The sequence below is a fragment of the Hyphobacterium sp. SN044 genome (genome assembly GCF_021864465.1).
In the GTDB taxonomy this organism is placed as follows: domain Bacteria; phylum Pseudomonadota; class Alphaproteobacteria; order Caulobacterales; family Maricaulaceae; genus Hyphobacterium.
This window is the reverse complement of the sequence record NZ_JAKKUV010000003.1, coordinates 220,201-245,920: the sequence shown is the minus strand read 5'-3', so window position 1 is coordinate 245,920 and position 25,720 is coordinate 220,201. Positions and strand designations below refer to the sequence as shown.

Below are 25,720 nucleotides of genomic sequence, written 5' to 3'. Positions count from 1 at the left end.
TCTCCTTGAAGGAGTAGGCGGAGCGGCCTCAGGACCGCTCCGCAAAAATCCGATCGGGCTTAGCTGTTCTTCAGTTCGACGTTGAGGCCGAGCGAGCGCATTTCCTTGACGAGCACGTTGAAGCTCTCCGGAACACCCGCCTCGAACGTGTCGTCGCCCCGCACGATGGCCTCGTAGACCTTCGTACGGCCGGCCACGTCGTCCGACTTCACCGTCAGCATTTCCTGCAGCGTGTAGGCGGCGCCATAGGCTTCAAGAGCCCACACCTCCATCTCGCCGAAGCGCTGACCGCCGAACTGCGCCTTGCCGCCCAGCGGCTGCTGGGTCACGAGGCTGTACGGTCCGATCGAGCGGGCGTGAATCTTGTCGTCCACCAGGTGGTGCAGCTTCAGGATATGCATGATGCCGACCGTGACCTTGCGGCGGAATTGTTCGCCGGTCTGGCCGTCGTGCAGCGTCACCTGGCCCGAGCTTTCGAGACCCGCCGCCTGCAGATGCTCGACAATGTCCGGCTCGCGGGCACCATCGAAGACCGGCGTCGCGATCGGAACACCCGGCATCAGGTTGCGGCCGAGCTCGGCGAGTTCCTCGTCCGTCTCCGGCATTTCCTCGTCCTTGCCATAGGCATTTTCGAGGGCCGCCTTCAGCGGATCGATTTTCCCGTCTCGCAGATAGGCTTCATAGGCCTGGCCGATCTGCTTGCCGAGACCGACGCACGCCCAACCGAGGTGGGTTTCGAGGATCTGGCCGACATTCATCCGCGATGGCACGCCGAGTGGATTGAGCACCACGTCGACCGGGGTGCCGTCTTCCAGATACGGCATGTCTTCGACCGGGGCGATCTTCGAGATCACACCCTTGTTGCCGTGACGGCCGGCCATCTTGTCGCCCGGCTGAAGCTTGCGCTTCACCGCAACGAACACCTTGACCATCTTCATCACGCCCGGCGGCAGCTCGTCACCGCGCTGCAGCTTGTCGACCTTGTCTTCGAAGCGGCGGTCGAGGCGGGCCTTGGAGTCGTCGTACTGCTTCTTCAGCGCTTCGACTTCGCCCATGACCTTCTCGTCATCGAGGCTGATCTTCCACCACTGGCTGGCCGGCACGTCGGACAACGTTTCCTCGGTGACCTTGCCCTTCTTGAACCCGCGCGGGCCGGACGTGGCTTCCTTGCCAATCATCAGGTCCTTCAGGCGGCCGAAGATGTTGCGTTCGAGGATGGCGAGCTCGTCGTCGCGGTCCTTGCCGAGACGTTCGATCTCTTCACGTTCGATCGTGATCGCGCGCTCGTCCTTGTCGACGCCGTGACGGTTGAAAACGCGGACTTCCACGATCGTACCCGTCGTGCCCGGCGGCAGGCGCAGGGACGTGTCGCGCACGTCGGATGCCTTCTCGCCGAAGATGGCGCGCAGAAGCTTTTCTTCCGGCGTCATCGGGCTCTCGCCCTTCGGCGTCACCTTGCCGACCAGGATGTCACCCGCTTCGACCTCGGCACCGATCGACACGATACCGGCCTCGTCGAGATTGCGCAGGGCTTCCTCGCCGACATTCGGGATGTCGCGCGTGATTTCTTCCGGACCCAGCTTGGTGTCGCGGGCCATGACCTCGAATTCCTCGATGTGGATCGAAGTGAACACGTCGTCACGGACGATGCGTTCGGAGATCAGGATCGAGTCCTCGAAGTTGTAGCCGTTCCACGGCATGAACGCGACGAGCGGGTTCCGGCCGAGCGCCAGTTCGCCGAGATCGGTCGAGGGACCGTCGGCGATGATGTCACCGGCAACCACTTCGTCGCCGACCTTCACGATCGGACGCTGGTTGATGCAGGTCGACTGGTTGGAACGCTGGAACTTCGCCAGGCGGTAGATGTCGACGCCCGACTTGGTCGGATCGAGATCCTTGGTGGCGCGGATAACGATACGCGTCGCATCCACCTGCTCCACCACGCCGTCGCGGCGCGCCACGATCGTCGCACCGGAATCCCGGGCCACGACCGATTCCATGCCGGTGCCGACAAGCGGGGCTTCCGCCTGCAGAAGCGGCACGGCCTGACGCTGCATGTTCGAACCCATCAGGGCGCGGTTGGCGTCGTCGTTTTCCAGGAAGGGGATCAGCGCCGCGGCGACCGAAACAACCTGCTTCGGCGACACGTCGATATAGTCCACGTCTTCCCGGGGGACGAGCGTCACATCGCCGCCGACACGGCAGTTGACGAATTCGTTCGCCAGCTCGCCCTTGTCGGAGACGGTCGCGTTCGCCTGGGCGATCGCGAACTTGGCTTCCTGCATCGCCGAGAGATACTCGACCTTGTCGGTCAACTTGCCATTCTCGACCTTGCGGTACGGGCTTTCGATGAAGCCGTACTTGTTCACGCGGGCATAGGTCGACAGCGAGTTGATCAGGCCGATATTCGGGCCTTCCGGCGTTTCGATCGGGCAGATCCGGCCATAGTGGGTCGGGTGCACGTCGCGGACTTCGAAGCCGGCGCGTTCACGCGTCAGACCACCCGGTCCGAGTGCCGACAGGCGGCGCTTGTGGGTGACTTCCGACAGCGGGTTCGTCTGGTCCATGAACTGCGACAGCTGCGAGGAGCCGAAGAATTCGCGCACCGCGGCGGCCGCCGGCTTCGCATTGACCAGGTCGTGCGGCATCACGGTCTCGATATCGACCGAGCTCATCCGCTCCTTGATCGCGCGTTCCATGCGCAGAAGACCGATGCGGTACTGGTTTTCCATCAGCTCGCCGACCGAACGCAGGCGGCGGTTGCCGAGATTGTCGATGTCGTCGATCTCGCCCTTGCCGTCGCGCAGATCCACCAGCGTCCGCAGAACGGCGATGATGTCTTCCTTGCGCAGCACGCGGACATCGTCCGGGCAGTCGAGGTCGAGGCGCATGTTCATCTTCACGCGGCCGACCGCGGACAGATCGTAGCGCTCGGAATCGAAGAACAGGCCGTTGAACAGCGCTTCGGCGGTTTCCGCGGTCGGCGGCTCGCCCGGACGCATGACGCGGTAGATGTCGACCAGCGCCTGCTCGCGGTTCTCGTTCTTGTCGGCCGCCAGCGTGGTCCGCATGTACGGGCCCTTGCCGTAGGTATCGATGTCGAGCACGTCAATGTCGCCGATGCCGGCCTCGGTCATTTCGGCGAGGTTTTCCTCGGTGATCTCGTCACCGGCCTCGGCGAAGATTTCACCGGTCTTCACATTGACGATGTCTTCCGCGACGAAACGGCCATAGAGCGCCTCGTCACCGACGAGCAGCTCCTTCACGCCGTCTTCGGCCAGCTTGTTGGCCGTACGGGCGGCGATCTTCTTGCCGGCCGGGGCAATCACTTCGCCCGACTTCGCGTCGATCAGGTCCGTCGACGGCTTCACGCCGCGCCAGCGTTCCTTCACGTAGGGGATCGTCCAGCCCTTCTTGCCGCGCGAGTAGGACACGCGGTCATAGAAGGTCGCCAGGATCTCTTCCTTGTCCATGCCGAGGGCATAGAGCAGCGTCGTCGCCGGCAGCTTCCGGCGGCGGTCTAGACGCATGTGGAGCACGTCCTTGGCATCGAACTCGAAGTCCAGCCAGGAGCCGCGATAGGGAATGATGCGGGCCGCGAACAGGTATTTGCCCGACGCGTGGGTCTTGCCCTTGTCATGGTCGAAGAACACGCCCGGCGAACGGTGCATCTGGGAAACGATGACGCGCTCGGTGCCGTTGACGATGAACGTGCCCTTGTCCGTCATGAGCGGGATGTCGCCCATGTAGACGTCCTGCTCCTTGATGTCCTTCACGGAGCGGGCGCCGGTTTCCTCGTCCACGTCGAACACGACGAGACGCATCTTCACCTTCAGCGGCGCGGCATAGGTCATGTCGCGCTGCTGGCACTCTTCCGTGTCATACTTCGGCGCTTCGAATTCGTAGGACACGAAGTCCAGAACCGCGCGCTCGGAGAAATCCTTGATCGGGAAGACCGACTTGAAAACAGCCTGAAGACCGTCGTCGGGCCGCTCGCCCGCCGTCATGTCCTTCAGGAGAAACTGGTCATAGGAGCTCTTTTGAACCTCGATCAGGTTCGGCATCGCGACCGTTTCAGGAATACGGCCGAAAGACTTGCGAATGCGCTTCTTACCGGTGAACGACAGACCCATGTCCGCTCCCTTCACAGCGCCGGAACGGCGCCGGTTTCATTCCGTGGGGGGCCGCATACTTGGCCCCTTTCCTGCAACTGGCCGGACAGGTCCGGCCGCGATGTCCGGATTTGCCACGGCAGGACGCGGGCAGGATCCGGCTGGTTTCAGGGACGGCTCGACGGGCGCGCGGAATCGCTCCGCACGCCCGTCGAAATCCCTGGACGTCCCGAAAGGGACGCTTACTTCAGCTCGACAGAGGCGCCAGCCTCTTCCAGCTGCTTCTTCATCGCCTCGGCATCGGCCTTGGAAGCGCCTTCCTTGACGGTCTTCGGCGCGCCCTCGACGAGGTCCTTGGCTTCCTTCAGTCCGAGGCCGGTGATGGCGCGGACTTCCTTGATGACGTTGATCTTCTTGTCGCCAGCGGCGGTCAGAACGACGTCAAACTCGGTCTTCTCTTCGGCCGCAGCAGCTTCGCCGCCGCCACCGCCCGGCATCGCCGCCATCGCGACCGGAGCCGCAGCGGAAACGCCCCACTTTTCTTCCAGAAGCTTGGCCAGTTCGGCGGCTTCCATGACGGTCAGACCGGAGAGGTCTTCGGCCAGTTGTTCGATCTTCGACATGTGTTTCAGTCCTTGAACAGATTTGATGCGTTGGTCGTTGCAGAGACGACGTCAGGCGGCTTTCTGGGCGTAGGCGTTGATCACACGCGCCAGCTGGGCAGCCGGAGCCTGGACCACACCGGCAACCTTGGTCGCCGGAGCCTGGATGAGACCCACCAGCTTGCCGCGCAGTTCGTCGAGCGACGGCAGGCTCGCGAGGGACTTCACCCCGCCTTCGTTGAGAACCGTTTCTCCCATCATGCCGCCGAGGACGACGAACTTGTCGTTGTCCTTGGCGAACGCGACGGCTGCCTTCGGCGCCGCGACGGGGTCGACGGAGTAAGCGATCGCAACCGGACCCGTGAACAGGTCCCCGACGCTTTCAGCCGCATTCCCCTTCAGGGCGATCTTGGCGAGACGGTTCTTCACCACTTTCAACTGCCCGCCAGCTTCACGAAGCTTGACACGCAGCGACGTCATTTCCGCAACGGTGAGGCCGGTATAGTGGCTGACAACCACCGCACCGGATTCGGCGAAGATGCCCTTCAGGGCTTCCACCGCCTCAGCTTTTTGAGCTCGCTCCATTGCGGTCTCCCGTTTTAAGCGGCCGGCCCATCCGGCCGCTCTGAAAAAGCCCCCTCACCGGCAAGCCGGATCGGGGACTTTCCTGTCCCGGGGTTTGAACCGTCGCCGCGCCGCACAGGAAGCCTGCACAAGGACACGCCTTCGAATTCTCACTCCCGTCTGCGCAGGGCCTCAGATGATTAAGCGGTCCGGGTCTCCCCTTCCCGCCCCTGCGGTCTCGGACAGGCTGGCCGGCTCGTCTGGCAGATGCCTCGTTGCCGGCCTGATCCGGGGCCCGAAAGCCCCGGAAACTCATGGTCTGGCCTTATGCGGCCGCGCTGGAGGGCGCGCTCGCTTCGGCCGTGTCGATCTTCACGCCCGGACCCATGGTCGAGCTGAGAGCGATCTTCTTCAGATAGGTGCCTTTGGCACCCGACGGCTTCGCCTTGACGATCGCATCAAGGAAGGCCCGCAGGTTTTCCTCGAGCGCCTTCTCGGTGAAGCTCGCCTTGCCGACGCCGGCGTGGATGATGCCCGCCTTCTCGACGCGGAACTCCACGGCACCGCCCTTGGAATCGGCCACGGCCTTCGTGACGTCCATCGTCACCGTGCCGACCTTCGGGTTCGGCATCAGGCCGCGCGGACCCAGCACCTTACCGAGACGGCCGACCACCGGCATCATGTCCGGCGTCGCGATGACCTTGTCGAAATCCATGCGGCCGTTCTGGACCTCTTCGGCCAGATCGTCGGCACCGACCACGTCGGCACCCGCCTTCTTGGCTTCCTCAGCCTTCGCGCCCTTGGCAAACACCGCCACGCGCACGGAACGGCCGGTGCCGTTCGGCAGGTTGCACACACCGCGAACCATCTGGTCGGCGTGACGCGGGTCGACATTGAGGTTGATCGCCACTTCGATCGTCTCGTCGAACTTCGCCTTCGCGTTCGACTTCACGAGGGAAACGGCTTCAGTCAGGCCGTAAGCCTTGTCGCGGTCGATCCCGGAATAGGCGGTCGCCAGTCGCTTGTTCTTCGCCATCGGACCTACTCCACCACTTCCAGGCCCATCGAGCGGGCCGAACCGGCGATGATCTTCGTCGCCTGATCAAGATCGTTCGCGTTGAGATCGGCCATCTTGGCTTCGGCGATCTCGCGGCACTGCTTCATGGTCACCTTGCCGACCGGACCGGACTGGCCCGTCGTGCCGGAGCCCTTCTGGATCTTCGCGGCCTTCTTCAGGAAGAAGCTCGCCGGCGGCGTCTTCGTCTGGAAGGTGAAGGATTTGTCCTGGTAGACGGTGATGATGGTGGGAATCGGCATTCCCTTTTCCATCTCTTGCGTCTTGGCGTTGAACGCCTTGCAGAACTCCATGATGTTGACGCCGCGCTGACCCAGCGCCGGGCCGATCGGCGGGGACGGATTGGCCGCCCCGGCCGGAACTTGCAGCTTGATATAGCCGCTGATCTTCTTCGCCATTTCCCTTACTCCATTTCAAAGGGTGGCGCGGTGCGAAGCCGGAATGGACTTTCCCGGCCTCTCCCGCGCCCGTTTCACGCTCAGGCCGTTTTTTCGACCTGCGCGTATTCCAGCTCGACCGGGGTCGCCCGGCCGAAAATGTTGATCGCCACCTTCAGGCGGCCCTTCTCGTCGTCCACTTCCTCGACAACGCCGTTGAAGCTCTGGAAGTGGCCGTCGATCACGCGCACCGTCTCGCCGATATCGTAGGACACGGTCGGACGCGGACGTTCCGCATCCTCTTCCATCTGGCCGAGGATCCGCTTCACTTCGATTTCCGACACCGGGATCGGCTTGCTCGCCGAACCGAGGAAGCCGGTGACCTTCGGCGTGTTCTTCACGAGGTGATAGGCCGCGTCGGTCATGTCCATCTTCACCAGGACATAGCCCGGGAAATACTTGCGTTCCGCATTGACCTTGCGGCCTTTGCGGACTTCGACCACGTCCTCGGTCGGCACGAGGATTTCCTCGAACCGCTCTTCTAGGCCCTGCGCGCGCGCTTCCGCGCGAATCGCTTCAGCGACCTTCTTTTCGAAATTCGAATAGGCGTGGACGATGTACCACTTTGCCGACATCAGAGTCTCCGTCACGCGCCGAGGCTGAAGATGCCCTCGATCCCGAACGAGATCGCGAGATCGACAAGGAAGAAGAAGAGAGTCGCAAAAGCGACCATGATCAGAACCATGATGGTCGACACCCACGTCTCTTTCCACGTGGTCCAGGTAACCTTCCGCGCTTCCTGGCGGACTTGCGCCAGGAACTGGAACGGGTTCGCCCGTTTCTTTTTCGGCGCCGGGGCAGACACACCCTTCGCAGCCGGTTTTGTCTTGTCGTTACGCGTCATCGTTCAAATCACTTTGGGCCGTGCAAATAGGCAGCCTTTACCAAAAACGCAATGGCAGGGGCGGAGGGACTCGAACCCACGACCTGCGGTTTTGGAGACCGCTGCTCTACCAGCTGAGCTACACCCCTAGAAGGACGCGCCTCCTAGCACGCCGATCCCGCATCCGCCACATCGGAGCGCAGGCTTCTACACGGGTCTTTCCCGCTTGAAAACCGTCCAGTTGAAAAAAGTAGCGGCGGGCCCCGGAGGGCCCGCCGCCTTTGGCTTTTATCTTCCTGGGAAGATCGACTTAGAAGTCGACCGTGATACCCGCGAAGATGTAACGGCCAACCGCGTCATAGACCTGCGGGAACGTGTTACCGTTACCGAAGCCCGCACCGACCGCCGACGAGAGCGGCGGCTCGGAGTCGAGGACGTTGTTGACGCCGAAGCGCAGACGCATGTCGTCGCTCATGTACCAGTTGCCCGAAACGTCGAAGTAGTTCTGGGCATCCAGGGTCCGGTTGATCGCCGCACCACCGCCAAACTGGTTGACGGAGGCGAAGTGACGCCAGGTCAGAGCCGCGTCGAAGTTGTACGCGGACGTCCAGGTGGCACGCAGCTTGTGGCGCCAATCCGGATTCGGCGTTCCGCACTGACCGCCGTAGAAGCCGACGCAGTCGAACGGAGCCGCGCCCGGGAAGGACACCGTCTCAAGCGAGTTGAGGTAGGTGCCGACCAGGTCGAACGCCAGCGAGCCGGCGTTCGGGCCGATGAAGTCGAGATCCATGCTGTACATCGCATTGATGTCGAAACCGTCGGTCGAGAGCGAACCGGTGTTGATGTTCGTGGCGATGATGTAGCCCGTCTGGTTGGCCCAGAGCGTACCACCGTTACCGCGGTTGATCAGCGAGCAGAACGCCGCATCGCCCGTGGCCAGACACTCGGCGAGCGCCTGCGACGGCGGGATCGTGCCGACGAGGTCGTCCACCTGGATGTCGAAGTAGTCGACCGACACCGTCAGGCCCGGGATGAATTCCGGCGAGAAGATCACACCGAGCGTGATCGTATCGGCGGTTTCCGGGGCCAGGTTCGGGTTACCACCCGTCAGCTGGTTGAACTGACCGGCCGGGTTGTCGGCGATGTTGCCGTACTGGGCAGCCGTCACGCCGGTGTTCGCACACTGGGCGAGGGTCGCCGTCGGGACAGGACCCGAGCACGGATCGTAGTTGCCGTTCGGACCGGACGACAGGTCAAACAGACCAATCGACTGGGTCGAGAACAGCTCGATCACGTTCGCGGCACGAACGGCACGCTGCAGGCTGGCCCGGGCACGCAGGTCCGGAACCGGGCTCCACTCGAGAGCCGCCTTGTAGGTGTCGGTTTCCACGCCCGAGGAATAGCTCGAGAAGCGGTAAGCGAATTCCGCATTCAGGAACTCGAAGCCCGGACGGCCTTCCACGATCGGCACACGAAGCTCGGTGAAGAGTTCGTACACGTCCTGCGAACCGGAGACCGGCGTCGTCGGACCACCCTGACCAAAGCCGTCACCGGCCTGGTAGTTGGCATCCGGCAGCAGCTCCAGGGAGTCACGGCGGTATTCAGCACCCACCGCGAACGCCAGCGGCGTGTCGGCGGCCGGCGACTGAATGCCGAAGAAGTCACCGAAGACCGAACCCGACAGGATCTGCTGGGTGGTCTGACCATCCTGCAGAAGCGGGTTGGTGATGTAGTTGATCGAGGCCTGAGACGGCGTGCCCGAGAAGATGTTGTAGGGCACGCAAGCCGGATCGTCATTCGACGGATCGGCGTCGGCATTCACGGCGCAGACGATGTTGCCACCGCCGTCGGTCACCGCATTGAGAGCCAGCGACGACTTCCGGACCGAGATTTCGTTCCGGTAGTTTTCCGCCATGTGCACGTTCGCGAACGAACCGTACATGTCGTAGGACAGGCCGGTGTTGAAGAAGTCACCGCGCGTACCGAACACGCCGCGATACATGGTGTGACGGACGTCGGACTGACGCGGGCCGCCTTCCACGTTACGGCGCAGGATGAGCACGCCTTCCGCGATGTCGTTCGGGCCCAGACCCTGGCTGGTGCAGAGGAAGTTGACCTGCTGCGCCGTCAGGAACGGGTTGTTACAGTTGATGCCACCCGAAGAACCGGCGACGCCGCCACCGAACACGCCCGACGGAGCGATCTGCGCCAGCGAGCGCGTATCCATCGCCGTCAGTTCGGAATAGACGTCAAAGTGACGGTTCACTTCATAATGCGCATTGGCACCCAGCACGTAGCGGGTGTCCGGACGCTGATAGAAGTTGTACGGGTTGAAGTTGAACGTATCCGACGTGAAGTCACGGGCGATGAACTGGGAACCGTTGGTACGGAACCAGGCACCGTGCGGATAGTTGTTCGGACCGACGTTCAGGAAGTTGGCAACCGCATTGGTCGACGAACCCGAGCACGAAAACTCGGTACCGCCATTGGTCGTGCCGAAGGCGCACGCGGAGTAATCGCGGTTGGCCTGGTAGACCGGAGCCACGTTGCGATAGGTCACGTAGAGGGTCGCGTTACCGCGGCCGTCCGGCGTGTTCACACCCATGATGCCCGACAATTCGGTCGCCGCACCGTCGATCACCCGGTCGTCGGGCTGACGGAACTGCGACGGGTTGTTCGCCGCATTGTTGGCGATGAGCGTTGCCATCGTCGAGTTGTCGTTGGTGTGCTGGTAGAAGCTGTATTGAGCGTCGAACCGCACGCCTTCGAAATTGTCGTCGAGGTAGAAGTTCACGACGCCGGCGACCGCATCCGAACCGTAAACGGCCGAAGCACCACCGGTCAGGACTTCCACGCGCTCGATCAGGGCGCCCGGGATCTGGTTGAGGTCGGCGGCAACAGAGCGCGGCGAGCCGTACGGCAGGCGGCGACCATTGACGAGGACCAGCGTACGGGCCGCACCGATACCACGAAGGTTGACGGTGGCGGTACCGGTCGCGCCGTTGGAGATGTTCGAGCCCTGACCCGCGAACGCTTGCGGCAGGGTGTTGACCATGTCCTCAACGCGGATGACACCGCGATCCTGGAACTCTTCGGCGTCGATCTGCGTCACCGGGCTGGTCGAAACGAGGTTGGCCGACGGAATCCGGGTGCCGGTAACGACAACGCGATCTTCCGGCTGGGCGGCTTCCTCTTCCTGTGCCATCGCGGACGCGGTCGAAAGACCGATACCGCCGATGAGCGTGCTTGCCATCAGGCAAGCCTTGAAGGTGTTGCGTCTCACTCTGTATTCCCTCCGAGTAGGTCGGTGATAAGGCGAACCTCACCACACTGTGATTGGCTTTGTGACGGCCGCTTTCAGACAATAGGGTTCCACGGGCATCACACCATGCGCGCCGAAGGCTAGTGACTCGGCCTGTCCCGGGTCAATGCGACAGTCCTGTAACAGCACCCGATCCCGGACATTTGGCATCGCGGTGTTGCGCGAATGACGCACCATTCGCTCTGACCGCAAGATTACCCGGCCTGGATACCCCTGAAACGCGAATGAAGTGCCCCGGCACCAACCCGAATCCGGGAGTACGGATCGCATGCGCGGCCCCGTCCCCGCTCTGGAATGCTCGTCTGGACGCCGGCCACGAAAAAGGCCGCTGGCAAGCGCCAGCGGCCTTTCGAATACCGTCAGAAAAATCAGATCAGTCGATGATTTTCGCGACGACGCCGGCGCCGACGGTGCGGCCGCCTTCACGGATGGCGAAGCGCAGGCCCTGGTCCATGGCGATCGGGGTGATCAGCTCGACATGGATTTCCACATTGTCGCCCGGCATCACCATCTCGGTGCCCTCTTTCAGGGACACCACACCCGTCACGTCCGTCGTGCGGAAGTAGAACTGCGGGCGGTAGTTGGTGAAGAACGGCGTGTGACGGCCACCCTCTTCCTTCGTCAGGATGTAGGCTTCCGCCTCGAACTTCGCGTGCGGCTTGATCGAGCCCGGCTTGGCCAGAACCTGGCCGCGCTCGACGCCCGTACGGTCGATGCCGCGCAGGAGAACGCCGACATTGTCGCCCGCCTGGCCCTGGTCGAGCAGCTTGCGGAACATCTCAACGCCCGTGCAGGTCGTCTTCACGGTGTCGCGGATGCCGACGATCTCGATTTCCTCGCCGACCTTCACGATGCCGCGTTCCACACGGCCCGTCACAACGGTGCCGCGGCCCGAGATCGAGAACACATCCTCGATCGGCATCAGGAAGGGCTGGTCGATCGGACGTTCCGGCGTCGGGATGTACTCGTCCACCGCCGCCATCAGTTCCTTGATCTTCTCTTCGCCGATCTCCGGGTTGTTGCCCTCGAGCGCGGCCAGAGCCGAACCCGCGATGATCGGAATGTCGTCGCCCGGGAAGTCGTAGGACGACAGAAGTTCGCGGACTTCCATCTCCACCAGCTCGAGAAGCTCGGGATCGTCCACCTGGTCGACCTTGTTCAGGAACACAACCAGCGCCGGAACGCCGACCTGGCGCGCCAGAAGGATGTGCTCGCGCGTCTGCGGCATCGGGCCGTCAGCCGCCGACACAACCAGGATCGCGCCGTCCATCTGCGCCGCACCCGTGATCATGTTCTTCACATAGTCGGCGTGACCGGGGCAGTCGACGTGCGCATAGTGACGGTTCTCCGTCTCGTATTCGACGTGCGCCGTCGAGATCGTGATGCCGCGCGCCTTCTCTTCCGGCGCCGCGTCAATCTGGTCGTAAGCCCGGAACTCGCCGAACTGCTTCGTGATCGCAGCCGTCAGCGTCGTCTTGCCGTGGTCAACGTGACCAATCGTACCGACGTTCGCGTGCGGCTTAGTGCGCTCAAACTTCTCCTTGCCCATCGTGCAATGTCCTCATCGTAAGGCAATAACGGGAGGACGCGGGAAAGCGTCCGGATTTTGATGGCGCGGGATAGCGTCCGCTTGCGCGTATGGCAAGCCCTGCGGCGCGCTCGATCAGGTTACGAATGCAGGGAGTGTCGAACGACTGATGCGAGGAATGCGCCTCAATGCGATTCCCGAAGTGCCTCGGGCCGAACTGGACGGCAGGCCACGCAATCACCGGAGTGTGTCAGCTGGCCGCAAGCAGCACACCCTTGCCAATGAATGGATGTCGGAGCGCATAGCCTCGAAACGCCCCCCAAAATGCAAAACGCTAGTGATGGCTGAAGTCGGCGTTATGGTTTCGCGCACGGGCTGCGCCACGCAGTCCGACAAGTTTTGTCCCCATGAGGCAGGATGATGGCTCTACGCCGGTTCATAATTACCATCCGTAATCACTCGATCGGCATCGCGCTTCTCATAGGGACGATCGTTACGTTCGCGCTGGCCTTTTCGGCTTGGAATGCCCTTTTGCCGGATTCGATGACGGGCTGGGAACGCTTGTCGCAAGCAGCCTACCTTTCGCTCAGAGCCTTCGTGTTTGGAGATGAGTACGCAGGAATAGGACTGCAGGCCCTTGGCATTGCGGAAGCAGACGGCACGTCGACAGCCCTTCAGTCTCAACTTCATATCGCCCGCTGGACCGGGGCGTTTGTGGCGCTCGGTGCAATACTGAAAGCCGCACTGACGGTATTCAGGGAGCCCCTGATCCGGGTTCAGGCGATCATGCGAGCCGGTCATGCCGTGGTTTTCGGTGACAGCCTGATTGCCCGGAAGTTTGCCGAAGACTGGGCGACAATTCGCAAGCGCGCCGTCACCCATCACGCCCACGAGGCCGAGCATAAGTGGGACGGCGTGCTCACACTTCCGCGAAACGCCCGGTTGAACGCGAGATTGACCCTCAACAGCCTGCGCTGGGCAGACAGGATCGTGATATCCGAATCCAGCGAGGCCGCCACCATCGAGACAGCCTTGGAGGCCGCCCGCCAACGCCCGGGGACCCCCACTTTTGCGATCGTTCGTGATCCGTGGCTCGCCGAACATGTGCATCATGCCATCGAGCATAAGGGCGAGGCTGGCGAGCAAGGCGACCTGCTCATCACGGTATCCGAGCACTCCGCCTCGGCACGGGCGGTATTGCACCGCCATCCCGCCTACCTCCTCGCGGAACGTGCCGGCCATGGCCGGGTACACATTCTGATTGCCGGCTTTGGAGGGCTGGGCGAGGCGCTCGTGCGTGACTTGCTGCACACGAACCTGGTCTCGTTTCTCGATCGACCGATGATCACGGTGCTCGACCTGCAAGCCCCGAAAAAGAGCAAGACATTTGCCCTGCGCTATCCCGGTCTCGCGGATCACTATGATATTTCTTTCATCGAATGCGACGCTGCAGCGGTCGATGAAGCGGCATGCACCCGTCTTGTGGAGCGGCTTGAACGGGCTCCGTTGACTGCAGCCTATGTAACCACGGGCGAACAAGCGCCCCCTCTGGCGGTCGCGCTGGCCCTGCAGGAGCAAGCCCGGCGTCAGGGATTGTTTGAGGCACCGATATTCATCGCGGCTCGCGATGGCGCGGGCCTGCCCGTACGTCCCGGGGGGGCAGACTTTCAGCCGTGCGAGCTTGCCGCGTTCGGATCGTGGTCAGAAATAAATTCTGCGGGCGGTCTTCTGGACCGGGAACCGGACCAGCTTGCTCGGGAGGTGCACGAGACTTACCTCAAATTCGAAGCCGCCGGAGAGGCCTCGGTGCCATGGCCCCGGCTCAAGGAGCGCTTCCGAAACTCCAATCGGCGAGCCGTCGCTCACACTCACGCGAAACTTGCCAGCCTCGGCTTCGACATCAGCCCGCTCATACGCAATCGGCCGATCGCAACCACTCGTCCTGTTGTAGCCACGGGAGAGACGCTGTTCCGCAACGCAACCGAATTCATGAACATTGCCCGCCTTGAGCATGAACGCTGGAATGCTGATCGCCTCGTTGACGGATGGCGCTACGGCCCAACCCGCGACGATCTCAAACGGACCCACCCCAACCTCGTCTCCTTCGACGAGCTTCCGCCCGACATTGCCGCTTACGATATCCGGCTCGTTGCCCGACTGGCCGATTGGGTGAGGACAGGCAAGGACGGCATCATGCGCAGCGCGCGATTTTCCACTCCCCCTCCCGAACGGGGCGAAGATCGCGAAGCCCTGAAAGCAGCAGGCATAGATATGGATGAGATCGGGAATTGTAGCGTTGTTTAGCTTTCAATCTTTACCCGCCGAATGATAGCTTAGACCTCGGCGCGCCCAGTTCGGCTTTCGTTGGAGGTAAAGAATTGCGGATCTTGCTCTCGGCTTTCTTCGTATTCTTGTCCATTACTCGCGCATTCGCACAATCTCCCGGTGTAGATCTTGATACGCAAGCTCGCGCAGAGGTAAGCGCCGCGATGTACTACGCGGCAGCGACCCAGGCAGCCGCGCAGCGCGAAGCGGATCAGCGGATCCGCGCGCTGCAGGAGCATGTTGAAGCGCTCGAGGCGGAGGTGGCCGCGGCCGATGGCATCGAGGCACGTCTGGAAGCGTTGACAAGAGCCCGCGATGAGGTCGTCGCCGAGCTCGCTCTCCGGGACCGGCAATACGCCCGCGAGATTGCCGTGTTCCGCGAAGCCGTCGAAGACATTGCCTCCACACCCGAAGGCGCCACGGCGCTTGCACGCTATAACGCTGGCGACCGCTTGGGCGCCCTATCGATCCTTGACGACCTCGCTGAGGCGCGCGCGAGGGCACGCGAGACTGCCGCCGCGATCGCTGAGGCAACCGATCGCCGCGGCATTGCCAACCTCGCCCTGGACGCTCGTGATCAGGGTGATGTGACGACAGGGGATGTGATCGCGAGGTTCGAGGCGGTTGTCGCCCTCGACCCGACTCAACATTCGGACTGGATCGACCTCTCGCGCCTTTACGATGAAGCTGGTCGGCTTGAGGACGCAGCCAGCGCCGCGGCGCAATCGCTGGAGGTGGCTTCTGACGACCGGGCGCGGTCTATCAGCATGAGCCACCTCGGTGAACTCACCCTCCTCCAGGGCGATACAACGGGTGCGCTCGACATTTTGATGCAGAGTCTAGCGATCAGCCGCCGTCTGGCAGAAGACGATCCCGGCTCAGTCGAGGCACAGGCCGATCTGGCCTTCATCCTGGGCGAAGTGGGCAGAGCGCGGCGCGAACAGGGGGATCTGGCCGGCGCCCTCGAGGCTTTTGAAGAAAGTCTGGAGACGTCACGAAGGCTCGCCGGCGGCAATCCGAACTCGGCCGACTTCCAGCGTGATGTGTATCTTGCTCTCTACAATGCGGGCAACATTCTGCTTGATCAGGGCGATGTCGGAGGCGCGCTTGGCCATTATCAGGAAAGCTTCGAAATCGCGCAGCATCTGGCGGAGACCAATCATAATTCCACCAGCGCTCAGCGCGATATCACGGTCATCGTTAACAGGATCGGCAATGTACGCCTGGAGCAGGGTAATCTGTCTGAGGCCCTTAGCGCCTATGAACAGGGGCTAGCCATCCGCCGCCGCCTCGCCGAGGCCGATCCGGGTTCGGCTTGGGCGCAGCGCGACATTTACGTCAGTCTCAGCAAGATTGGTGACGTTCTCTACCGGCAAGGCAATCCCACGGATGCCTTGGCGGCCTATGAGGAAATGATGGCCATCAGCGAAGGTCTGGCGCTTGCCGATGAGAGCTCGGCATTGGCCCAGCGCGACCATGCCTACAGCCTGGATAGGGTGGGTGATGTCCGACGGGATCAAGGCGATCTTGCGGGCGCCCTCTTAGTCTATGAGGAGGGCTTGGCAATCCGTCGGCGGCTTGCCGAAGACGATGAAGGCTCGGTCGAAGTTCAGCGCGACATAAACGCCAACCTGATCAGGATCGGCGATGTTCGCTTCGAACAGGGCGACTTCGCAGGAGCGCTTGTCGCCTATGAACAAAGTCTGGCCATTAGCCGCCAACTCGTGGAAGCTGATGGAAGCTTTGCCCGGACCCAGCGCGATCTCGCAGATAGCCTGGCCAGCATTGGTGCGGTTAAGCTGGAACTGGGAGATCTCTCCGCTGCGGCCAACGCCTATGAGCAAAGCCTGACCATCCGCCGCCGGCTCGTCGAGGCCGATGGAAGCTCGGCACTCGACCGGCACGGTCTCGCCGCTGTGTTAGCCGGCATCGGCGATGTTCGCCTGGCGGAGGAAAACCTCACTGATGCGGTTACCGCATACGAAGAGAGCCTGGCCCTCTACCGAGGCATTGCCGAAGCGGATGAAGCGTCGGCCGAAAGCCTTCGCGCGCTCGCGCGCAGCCTGGCGAGGCTGGCCCCCCTTCCGGATCATCCGGTGGGCTGGTCCGACGTTGTGGAAGTTTACCAACAGATGGATAATCGTGGCCTGATGAGCGCGCGCGATCAGGATTTGCTTGACCACGCAAGAGATCTCGCTCGAGCCGGGGAAGCGGAGAGCGCGCCATGACACACGCAGATGTCTTCATAAGCTACAAGCGCGAGGACGAGGCGATCGTCGCCAAGATGGTGTCTGGCCTCGAGGCGGAAGGCCTCGTGGTGTGGTGGGATCGGGATATCGAAGGTGCCAGCGGCTGGCGCGACACGATCCATCAGCGCCTGACCTCAGCAGCCTGCGTGATTGTGGTGTGGTCCAGCGCCTCGATTTCCGGCGCCGGCGAATTCGTCCAGGATGAAGCGGCAGTCGCGAAGTCCCGTGGAACGCTCCTGCCTGTGCGCGTCGACAAGGTCGATCCGCCTTTGGGCTTCGGCCAGCGTCAGGCGCTTGATCTTGTGGGCTGGCGCGGCAATCGACAGGATCCGCGCTTCCGTGACGTCGTCCTTGCAGTCAGGGCGCTGGTAGACGGCGACCCAATCCCGCAGCCTCAGGCGCCCCGCGTGCGTGCGCGTCGACGCATTCTGGGCGGCGGGGCGGTGGTTATCGCCGCGGCGCTGCTCGGTTTTGTCTTTAACCTGTTCGGTGCCCAGAACGCGATCTGCCATGGGCCGGTACGGGATTTTTGCGCCATCGTCTCGATCGGAGGCGTGCCCAGCGCGGAAGACGAACTGGCCTTTGAACAGGCGAGAGCGGAAGGTTGCGACGGATTGCGCGCCTTTATCGAATCCGGCCGCGGCGGCGTATTGCAGTTCGAGGCCGACCGCCTCCTTTCGGCCCGGCGGACCGAGACGGTCACTCATTGGACAGAGGTGGAACGCCGGCTGCCTCTGTATGAGCCCACCCTGCAGACGGGACGGCCAACTGAAGACGCCGCGCGCGAAGAGGTCGCGGCACAGGCCCTGCGGCAGGCGCGTCAACTTTGCTCGGGTTTGGCCCAGTCGGACCTGTTTCGCGAAGTCGGCACGTCTCTCGAGACGGAAGTGGCGGATTGCCGTGACAACGCGAGCGGTTGGAGCTGCTCGCTGGAAGGCGCCGCCGTATGCAGCTTGGAAAGCCGTGAAACGCGTGAAGTGGAGGTCTGTGACGGGGTAGGTCCCGCCCGATAGGGCGCCGCCAGCCGCGTTGCCAAACCGACGCCGTCAAGCGGAAGTCCATCACTTGAGAATTGGGAATGGAGCGGGTAGCGGGAATCGAACCCGCATATTCAGCTTGGAAGGCTGCTGCTCTACCATTGAGCTATACCCGCCCTTGCAAGGGGCTGACCCGTAAAGGCCATCCTGCTGCAGGATCGGTTGGCTTGCCAAGCCGTAGCCCGGATCAGGTCCGGGGGAAGGCTGGTGGAGGGGGCTGGATTCGAACCAGCGTAGCCTGAGGCGCCAGATTTACAGTCTGGTGGATTTAACCACTCTCCCACCCCTCCAGGGGCCACACGATGTGCGAAACGCGTCTTATCCCCGGATAAAACCCGATTGCAACAAAAGCTCTCCGTCACGCCGCATTGCGTTGCAGTTCGCAACCCGTCATATCCGGAAGACCGTCCTGAAACGGAGCGCGGACTATAGTGATGAAGAATGAGCGGCGCAACCGCCCCAAATCGCCTTATGCCAAAGGCAAGTCGGACAAATCCGGGGCCGGCGGGCCGGGCTGGCTGTGGGGGCGTCACGCGGTCCTCGCGGCGATCGCGAATCCGCGCCGGAAGGTCGAGCGCCTCGTGGTCACGCGCAATGCAGCCCGCGACCTGCCCGAAGGCACGAAACACGACATGGAGGAACCGGCGGTCATCGACCGGCTCCTGCCCGCCGGGGCCGTGCACCAGGGATTCGCGCTTCAGAGCGCCGAGCCCGGCAGCGAACCGCTGCGCGCCGTCGCCGACCCGACGCATGGCCTCCTCCTCGTCCTCGACCAGGTGACCGACCCGCACAATGCCGGTGCCATATTGCGTTCGGCCGCCGCTTTCGGCGTCCGTGCCGTGATCATGCAGGACCGCAAGTCCCCGCCGCTGTCGGGCGCCCTTGCGAAAGCCGCGGTCGGCGCCGCCGAGACCGTCTCGGTCATCCGCGTCACCAACATCGCCGACACGATCCTGGAATTGCGTGAGGCGGGCCGCTTCGCGATCGGTCTGGCGGGCGAAGCCGATGGCGATCTGCACGACCTCGTCGCGCAGCATGGCGGGCCGGGCCTCGTCATCGTCATGGGGTCGGAAGACAAGGGACTGCGTCCGCGCGTGGCGGACAGCTGCGACGCCCTCGCCCGGATTCCGATGACGGACCGGGTCGAGAGCCTCAACGTCTCCGTGGCCGCGGCGGTGGCCCTTTACGAAGCGCACCGCGCGCGGATCACGAAGAGTTAGTCTGGCCTAGTTGTTGTGCTGGCGCACGCGGCCATGCTCGCGCCAGTAATAGCTGCCGCTCGACTGCTGGACGCGGACATCGCCCGAGCCGTCGATTTCGACATGCAAATCGACCGCCTCGCCATTGAAGCGGACATCACCCGAACCATTGATCTCGACATGGAAGGGCTGCGCGCGGCCGGCGCCGATCACGACATCGCCCGAACCGTCGATGCCGATACGAACGCTTCCGTCGACCGCGGCGAGCACGGTATTGCCCGAGCCATCGATATTGATCTCCGCCCCGTTCACGCGGCCGGTTTCGATATCGCCCGAGCCGTCAATCCCGATCTCGACCGAACCGCCGATGTCGCCGGTGGTGATATCGCCCGACCCGTCGATGCCAAGCTCGGCCGAACCGCTGATGCCCTGACTGTACAGATCACCCGACCCGTCGATCCCGAAATCCGCCATGCCGCCGACCATGCCGATGCGGACATCGCCCGACCCGTCGATATTGACGCTGGCATCCCCCGCGACATCTCCGGCGGTGAAGGAGCCGCAATGGTCGAAGTGGAGGTCGAGCGAGCCGAGATCGCCCGCCTCACCCACGAACAGCGTGCGTTCGATGTGCAGCGCGAGCGACGACGGTGCGCTGATCACCAGCGTCGGGTAGTCATCCAGCGGACGGCGCTCGCCGCGCCAGCCCTGGCGCACGGTGATATTCCCGTTGCGCGTATTGCAATTCATGTTGCGCATGGTGTGACCGCCATCGACGCGGACCACGCCGCCGGATTCGCTGATCGAGGGTGCGTCGATATCGGAGGCTCCACCCTCGACATTGACGAGAACCGGGCCGTTGGCCTCGCGGATCTCGATCCGGCCGATGAAGTTGCGGATATCCAGCGATGACGCATCGAAGGATTGGGCCGAACCGGCCGGGGCGAGCGCCGCCGCGACAATGAGTGCGGAGGCGGCAATCTTGAAACGCTGCATGAGTGGGTCCCTTTCGTGACAGAATTGGCTACCCCTTCCGATGCGTAGTCTAACTCGACTGGATGCATCACCGCGGATTAAATCTGGGTCATTCTTCAAATTCGGGGGCATTGGGGATGAAGTCTGATCGCGGCAGGATGCCATGCTGATCGCCGCGCTCGCGGCTTATGTCGCGCTCCAGATCGGCATTTCCTGGTGGGCCGCGCGGCGCACCGCCAGCGACACCGACTACCTGATTGCTGGCCGCCGGCTGGGCGTGTTCGCGGTCGGCCTGTCCGTCTTCGCGACCTGGTTCGGCGGCGAGACCGTCCTCGGCTCGACCGCCACGATCGCCGAGGAAGGCCTGGCCGGCGCGCGGGCCGAGCCCTTCGGCTACGCCCTCACCCTGCTCTTCATGGCGCTCCTGATCGCCGGGCAGTTTCGCAAACGCGGCTACATTACGCTCGCGGACTTCTTCCGCGACCGCTTCGGCAAACGCGCTGAGTTTCTCGCCGCGCTCGTAGCGATCCCCACCTCCCTGCTCTGGGCCGCAGCGCAATTGCTGGCCATGGCCAGCCTGCTGGCGGTCGTGACCGGACTGCCGGTCGCGTGCATGCTCGTCGCCGCGACGGCGCTGGTCATTGTCTACACGCTTCTGGGCGGCCTCCTGGGCGACGTGATCACGGACATGCTCCAGGGCAGCATCCTGCTGATCGGCCTCGTCGTCCTCCTTGTCGTGATGGTCGCCACGCTCGGCGGCCCGTCGGCTGCGCTGGCGAGCATCGACCCTGAACGCCTGCGCCTTGTCGGTCCGGGCGAAAGCTGGATCGAGCGGATCGATGTCTGGATGATTCCGGTACTCGGCAGCCTTGTCGCGCAGGAACCGATCGCCCGCTTCCTCGGCGCGAAATCCGCAAAGACCGCACGCAATGGCGGGCTGCTCGCCGCTGGCATCTATCTCGGCGTGGGTTTGATCCCGCTCGCGTTCGGACTGATCGCTCCGGCCCTGCCCATTCCGCATGGCGACGGCGATCTCTTCCTGCCGACGCTGGCGCGGGAGCTATTGCCCTCGGCCCTCTTCGTGATCTTCGCCGGTGCGCTCTTCTCCGCCGTCCTGTCGACGGTGGATTCCGCCCTGCTCGCCGTTTCGGCGCTGGCCACCGAGAACCTCTACCGCCGCGCGAGGCCGCAGTCGGGCGAACGTGAACGCCTGATCGCCGCCCGGACGATCACCGCCATCGCCGGTCTGACCGCACTGACCATCGCCCTCTCAGGGGAGAGTATTTACGGCCTCGTCGAGATCGCCTCATCCTTCGGCAGTGCGGGTATTCTGGTCTGCGTGCTGGCCGGGCTCTACCTGCGGCTCGGCGGTGAGTATGCCGCGCTCGCGGCGCTCGTGACCGGTCTGGTCACGGTCCTCCTCGCCGACTGGGTCTTCGTGATCCCCGGCGGCTTCATGCTGTCGATCGCGATGGCGGCGGTCGCCTATCTCGCCACCGCCTTCATCGTCCGTCAGAGCAGAGACCAGACCTGATAGACGCCGGTCGCGACGATCGTTCCCAGCGCATAACCGAACACGCCAACGATCACGCCCGGCGTGACGAGATCCTTCCAGCCCTTCGCCGCTGCGAGGGCCGGGGCCGTGGTCGCCCCGAGCACGGCCGCATTCGACGCCGTGATCAGCTCCGGCATTGAGAAGCGGAACAGGGAGCCAAGGCCGAACAGGACGATGGCGTGAACCGTGAGAAGGATGATCACGAGTGCCATCAGAATGGGGGCTTCCTGGATCAGCGTCGGGATATCCGCGCCGGCTGCGATGGCCGCGAAGAAGACAAAGGCCAGACCGAGGCCCAGCTCGTACCCGCCGTGCAGCTTCGCCATCGTCTTCGGGAAGGCCGTCGCCGGGATCACCGCAAGCACGGTGATGATGGCATACCGCCAGTTGCGCGCCTGATCGCCCGCATCCGCGACGCCCATGGCATTCAGGAGATTGCCCAGTTGCGCGGTCAGGAAGTCGCCCAGCGCGACGACGACCAGCGCGAAGGTGATCGTATAGGCGAGCGTTGCCGCGGTCGCCTTTCCGCCAGCCTCGTCCTCGATCTCGCCTTTGGAGTGATCGCGCATCGGGAAACGGTTCGCCAGCCAGCGCCAGCCCGGCACGATCGCCAGAAGCCCGAGGAAGAGCGCGCTGGCGAGATTGTCGGCGGCCACCGACGTCGAGACGAAATTCGCATCCTGGCGCAAGCCGGTGATGTCGAGCAGTGCCGCGAAATTGACCGAGCCGCCGATATAGGTCGCGGTGAACACACCCGCGACTTCCGCGTCGCGTCCGGCAAAATCAAGCACGCCCACCGCGACGATCGCGCCGACCACGGTCGCAAAGGCCGCAAGCAGGAAGGCCATCGTCAGCCGTCCGGTCTCGAAGAAGACCTTTCTCAGATCCGCCTTCATCAGGAAGAGCGGGATCAGGATCGGCACGAAATAGCTGAAGACGAAGCCGTAGGCCGGTGCGTCACCGGGAATGATGTTCAGATTGGCCGCCACAATGGCCAGCAGGATGGTGACCACAGCGCCGGTGACCAGTGCGCCGATGCGTGTCCGCTCCGCCAGAAAGCCTAATGCGGCGATGACGAACAGACCCGCCATGGCGGCGAAATGGTTCCCGGCCGGAATGAGGCTGCCGTCTCCGAACATGGTGAACTCCCTCTCGTGTCCGGACGGACACTAGACGGGATTCGCGTTCACGGCAGGTCTATTCCGCGTGATCGCCGATCCGGGTGAAGACGCTCTCGCCGGTGAATTCGGAAAACCCGTCCTCACGCCAGCGAACAAGCCGCCATTCGGTGACGAGCGCGCCATCCTCGATCCGCCCGGTCCAGCCGGTGATCGAGTGGCAGGTTTCTTCCTCCGCCCGCCAGACGACGGAGAACTGGATCAGCGGATGGTAGACATCGCCGACGACCCGGTATTCCACCCCGCTGCACGGATAGCCTTGAGCGTTGTTGACATAGCGGCCGTGGAAGTGGCCGTTCTCGCGCATCTCGTCGATATGCAGGATCGACCCGCCCTGGTTCTCCCAGACCGAGCCGGCCGGGACCGCCACGGCGATTTGCAGGGCCATCAAATGCGACGTCAACGTCATGATCCATCCTCGTCCTTCATCGGAGCTTGTCGCGACCGGGGCGGTTTCTGGTCAGCAGGAGTGTAAACGGAGCAGCGGGATAATTTCCGCTCCTTTTGAGCGATCACAAAATTTCCTCATTTTTGTACGGCAAGGAATTCATCCGGTTACAGGAAATGTTAGGCGTAGATATCATATGATACGCCAAACAATAGCGCGTCGATGTTAGTATGAGACCATCGCCGGTGAGTTCTGGAGGCAGACCGGCGACTGAGAGACAGTTCGCTTTTTCTTGAGACAAAGAGAGAGGTCCTTGCTCCCGCCTGAAATATCAGGAGGCGTAGCCATGACTTCACCCGATTTTGAAACCCACAAGATCATTTGTCCGGAGTGCGGCACCGTCAATTCGGTTATGTCGAACGCCATCATGGTGACCACACCGATCGATTGCTCGAAATGCCGCCTGCCGCTTGGCATGTGGGGCGAAGCCCGCACAAAATACGGCACCCTGCCTGCAGCCTTGCCCGAAGGCGCCTAACCCTCCGCGACAAACGCGTCCGCTTCGATCTCGACGAGAAAGTCGGGACCGATGAAGCGTGACACCTCGACCATCGTGGTTGCCGGCGGGTGCGCTGCGAAGACGCGTCCGTGTACCGCGCCGATCTCTTCCCAGCGGGCAATGTCGGTGACGAACATGCGGGTGCGCACGATGTCCTGAAGGCCGGCGCCAAGTTCGCCCAGCGCCCGGGCAATGATCTCGAAACACCGTTCCGCCTGCGCCCCGGCATCGCCGGGGACATGCGGGCTGCCGTCTTCATTGATCGCGACCGTGCCGGTCACCCAGATATGGGGACCGGCGCGGACCGCGCGGCAATAGCCGACCGTGGCTTCCCAGGGCGAGCCGGAGAAGACGCGCCGGACGTCGCTCACTCGGCGCCATCCGCGGAAGCGGCCGGAGCGAGATAGTCGAGCGCGAGTGCCGTCATCGCCTCGGTCGCCAGCGTGATCGAGCCTTCCGCGTCCGGGGCGAAAAAGGGTGAGTGGTTCGAGGGCGGCGTCTCGCCTCGCTCGCGATAGCTGTCCAGCACCTCCTGCGAGGTGCCGCCGACCCAGAACATGAAGACCGGGATCTCCTCCGCCGTGCGGTGATACTGGGCGAAGTCCTCACCGCCCATGACCGGGCTGGCTTCGCGCACGACCGTGGAACCGAACTGCTCGCGCAGCATTGCAGCCGCTTCCTCGGCGAGGCCCGGATCGTTGTAGAGCGAGGGCGTGTATTCCTCTTCCCAGTTCACATCCGGCCACAGGTTTTCCGGCAGGCCGTAGGATTCGGCCTGCGCGTGCGCGATGCGGCGAATGCCGTTCAGCAGATGGTCCCGCACATCGTCGGAATAGGACCGGACGGTCAGTTGCATATGGACCTGATCGGAGATGATGTTGTGCTTGGTCCCGCCATGGATCGCCCCGACCGTGATCACCGCCGGATCGAGCGGCGAGACTTCCCGCGACACCAGCGATTGCAGCGCCATGATGATCTGGGCGGAGAGATAGACCGGGTCCTTCGTCGTGTGCGGATACGCCCCGTGTCCGCCGACGCCGTGAACAATGATATCGACCGAATCGACATTCGCCATCGCATAGCCCGGCGCGTAATGAATCTGACCGGTCGGCACCCCTGCGAAGGTGTGGAAGGCGATCACCGCCTCCGGCGTCGGGAAGCGCTCATAGAGCCCGTCTTCCAGCATCGCCTGCGCGCCAAGTCCGATCTCTTCGGCCGGCTGGCCGATCAGGACCAGCGTGCCCGACCAGCTGTCGCGCCGCTCCATCATCTGGCGGGCCGTACCGACCAGCGCCGTCATGTGGGTGTCGTGCGCGCAGGCATGCATGACCGGAGACGTCTGGCCGCGCAGATCCGTGCCGGTGACGGTGGAGGCGTAGTCGAGCCCGGTCTGTTCCTCCACCGGCAGGCCGTCCATGTCCGCCCGCAGCATCAGCGTCGGTCCCTCGCCGTTCTCCAGCACGGCCACGATGCCGGTCTGGCCGACATTCTCCGTCACCTCGTAACCGAGCGCGCGCAGCTCTTCGGCCAGTCGCGCCGCCGTCTCGACCTCGCGGAAGGACAGTTCGGGGTTGGCGTGGAAGTGCTGGTAGAGCGCTTCGAGATTGGCGTCGTAATCCTCGGCGATCGAAGTGCGCAGATCGTCCTGCGCGAATGCCGGCGCGGCAAAGACAAGCGCCGCACAGGCGGCGAGATAGCGGATACGCATCGGAAGGCCCCTTCCCGGTCAGACAGATTTCGGCCATTCGAAAGGAGCCGCAACCATCCGTCAACGGGAGGGACGATTTACGCA

Annotated in this window: 20 protein-coding genes and 3 tRNA genes; 6 read left to right on the top strand and 17 right to left on the bottom strand. The window is 63.2% G+C overall.

Annotated features, from left to right (window positions below):
* Nucleotides 1-59 precede the first annotated feature (59 nt).
* The 10 genes from rpoB to tuf all read right to left on the bottom strand — a co-directional run bounded on the left by rpoB (nucleotide 60) and on the right by tuf (nucleotide 12,484).
* A complete protein-coding gene (rpoB, locus tag L5876_RS06435) occupies nucleotides 60-4,133 on the bottom strand; it encodes a DNA-directed RNA polymerase subunit beta (protein WP_236955320.1) in 4,074 nt (1,357 codons plus the stop codon).
* Nucleotides 4,134-4,354: 221 nt separating this feature from the next.
* Nucleotides 4,355-4,735 (bottom strand): 50S ribosomal protein L7/L12, encoded by a 381-nt coding sequence (gene rplL / locus L5876_RS06430; RefSeq protein WP_236955319.1) that lies wholly within the window; start codon nucleotides 4,733-4,735, stop codon nucleotides 4,355-4,357.
* A gap of 51 nt (nucleotides 4,736-4,786) precedes the next feature.
* Complete coding sequence (gene rplJ, locus L5876_RS06425; protein WP_039718965.1) at nucleotides 4,787-5,299, bottom strand: 50S ribosomal protein L10; 513 nt, start codon at nucleotides 5,297-5,299, stop codon at nucleotides 4,787-4,789.
* 304 nt (nucleotides 5,300-5,603) lie between these two features.
* Entirely contained in the window at nucleotides 5,604-6,314 is a 711-nt protein-coding gene (gene rplA, locus L5876_RS06420) for a 50S ribosomal protein L1 (protein WP_236955318.1), read from the bottom strand.
* A gap of 5 nt (nucleotides 6,315-6,319) precedes the next feature.
* Nucleotides 6,320-6,751: a 50S ribosomal protein L11 gene (rplK, locus tag L5876_RS06415; RefSeq protein WP_039718967.1), complete on the bottom strand. Its 432-nt coding sequence runs from the start codon at nucleotides 6,749-6,751 to the stop codon at nucleotides 6,320-6,322.
* A gap of 80 nt (nucleotides 6,752-6,831) precedes the next feature.
* The gene (gene nusG, locus L5876_RS06410) at nucleotides 6,832-7,365 is read right to left on the bottom strand and encodes a transcription termination/antitermination protein NusG (protein WP_039719016.1); all 534 of its coding nucleotides are present in this window, start codon (nucleotides 7,363-7,365) and stop codon (nucleotides 6,832-6,834) included.
* 11 nt (nucleotides 7,366-7,376) lie between these two features.
* On the bottom strand, nucleotides 7,377-7,634 hold the full coding sequence (secE, locus tag L5876_RS06405; protein WP_236955317.1) for a preprotein translocase subunit SecE: 258 nt from the start codon (nucleotides 7,632-7,634) through the stop codon (nucleotides 7,377-7,379).
* Between the two features lie 52 nt (nucleotides 7,635-7,686).
* Nucleotides 7,687-7,762 (bottom strand) — tRNA-Trp (locus L5876_RS06400).
* Nucleotides 7,763-7,923: 161 nt separating this feature from the next.
* Nucleotides 7,924-10,896, bottom strand: a complete 2,973-nt coding sequence (locus tag L5876_RS06395) for a TonB-dependent receptor domain-containing protein (RefSeq protein WP_236955316.1) — start codon at nucleotides 10,894-10,896, stop codon at nucleotides 7,924-7,926.
* A gap of 412 nt (nucleotides 10,897-11,308) precedes the next feature.
* Nucleotides 11,309-12,484 carry an elongation factor Tu gene (tuf, locus tag L5876_RS06390; RefSeq protein WP_236955315.1) on the bottom strand — a complete coding sequence of 392 codons (1,176 nt, stop codon included), beginning with the start codon at nucleotides 12,482-12,484 and terminating at the stop codon, nucleotides 11,309-11,311.
* 396 nt (nucleotides 12,485-12,880) lie between these two features.
* On the opposite strand from tuf, the gene L5876_RS06385 reads away from it, so the two are divergent.
* From L5876_RS06385 to L5876_RS06375, 3 genes are all read left to right on the top strand, one after another.
* Nucleotides 12,881-14,767, top strand: coding sequence for a RyR domain-containing protein (locus tag L5876_RS06385; RefSeq protein WP_236955313.1), 1,887 nt, complete (start codon nucleotides 12,881-12,883; stop codon nucleotides 14,765-14,767).
* A gap of 74 nt (nucleotides 14,768-14,841) precedes the next feature.
* On the top strand, nucleotides 14,842-17,016 hold the full coding sequence (locus L5876_RS06380; RefSeq protein WP_236955312.1) for a tetratricopeptide repeat protein: 2,175 nt from the start codon (nucleotides 14,842-14,844) through the stop codon (nucleotides 17,014-17,016).
* On the top strand, nucleotides 17,013-18,050 hold the full coding sequence (locus L5876_RS06375) for a toll/interleukin-1 receptor domain-containing protein (protein WP_236955311.1): 1,038 nt from the start codon (nucleotides 17,013-17,015) through the stop codon (nucleotides 18,048-18,050). The genes L5876_RS06380 and L5876_RS06375 overlap by 4 nt, the downstream gene beginning before the upstream one ends.
* 66 nt (nucleotides 18,051-18,116) lie before the next feature.
* Here L5876_RS06375 and L5876_RS06370 read toward each other — a convergent pair.
* Nucleotides 18,117-18,190 (bottom strand) — tRNA-Gly (locus L5876_RS06370).
* Between the two features lie 89 nt (nucleotides 18,191-18,279).
* Nucleotides 18,280-18,364: transfer RNA gene (locus L5876_RS06365), tRNA-Tyr, on the bottom strand.
* A 144-nt stretch (nucleotides 18,365-18,508) separates the two neighbouring features.
* Between L5876_RS06365 and L5876_RS06360 the strand changes: the two genes are divergently transcribed.
* On the top strand, nucleotides 18,509-19,294 hold the full coding sequence (locus L5876_RS06360; RefSeq protein WP_236955310.1) for an RNA methyltransferase: 786 nt from the start codon (nucleotides 18,509-18,511) through the stop codon (nucleotides 19,292-19,294).
* Between the two features lie 6 nt (nucleotides 19,295-19,300).
* Here L5876_RS06360 and L5876_RS06355 read toward each other — a convergent pair whose 3' ends face one another.
* Nucleotides 19,301-20,269, bottom strand: coding sequence for a GIN domain-containing protein (locus L5876_RS06355; RefSeq protein WP_236955309.1), 969 nt, complete (start codon nucleotides 20,267-20,269; stop codon nucleotides 19,301-19,303).
* 142 nt (nucleotides 20,270-20,411) lie between these two features.
* Between L5876_RS06355 and L5876_RS06350 the strand changes: the two genes are divergently transcribed.
* Nucleotides 20,412-21,782 carry a sodium:solute symporter family protein gene (locus L5876_RS06350; RefSeq protein WP_236955308.1) on the top strand — a complete coding sequence of 457 codons (1,371 nt, stop codon included), beginning with the start codon at nucleotides 20,412-20,414 and terminating at the stop codon, nucleotides 21,780-21,782.
* On the opposite strand, the gene L5876_RS06345 is transcribed toward L5876_RS06350, so the two are convergent.
* On the bottom strand, nucleotides 21,761-22,942 hold the full coding sequence (locus L5876_RS06345) for a DUF819 family protein (RefSeq protein WP_236955307.1): 1,182 nt from the start codon (nucleotides 22,940-22,942) through the stop codon (nucleotides 21,761-21,763). The two genes, L5876_RS06350 and L5876_RS06345, sit on opposite strands and share 22 nt — an antisense overlap.
* Before the next feature lie 58 nt (nucleotides 22,943-23,000).
* A complete protein-coding gene (locus tag L5876_RS06340; RefSeq protein ID WP_236955306.1) occupies nucleotides 23,001-23,390 on the bottom strand; it encodes an avidin/streptavidin family protein in 390 nt (129 codons plus the stop codon).
* Nucleotides 23,391-23,715: 325 nt separating this feature from the next.
* On the opposite strand from L5876_RS06340, the gene L5876_RS06335 reads away from it, so the two are divergent.
* Entirely contained in the window at nucleotides 23,716-23,907 is a 192-nt protein-coding gene (locus L5876_RS06335; protein ID WP_236955304.1) for a hypothetical protein, read from the top strand.
* Here the strand turns inward: L5876_RS06335 and L5876_RS06330 are convergent.
* Nucleotides 23,904-24,299 carry a RidA family protein gene (locus L5876_RS06330; protein WP_236955303.1) on the bottom strand — a complete coding sequence of 132 codons (396 nt, stop codon included), beginning with the start codon at nucleotides 24,297-24,299 and terminating at the stop codon, nucleotides 23,904-23,906. The genes L5876_RS06335 and L5876_RS06330 overlap by 4 nt on opposite strands.
* Nucleotides 24,296-25,636: a M20 family metallopeptidase gene (locus tag L5876_RS06325; RefSeq protein ID WP_236955302.1), complete on the bottom strand. Its 1,341-nt coding sequence runs from the start codon at nucleotides 25,634-25,636 to the stop codon at nucleotides 24,296-24,298. Before L5876_RS06325 ends, L5876_RS06330 begins: the two co-directional genes overlap by 4 nt.
* Nucleotides 25,637-25,720 lie beyond the last annotated feature (84 nt).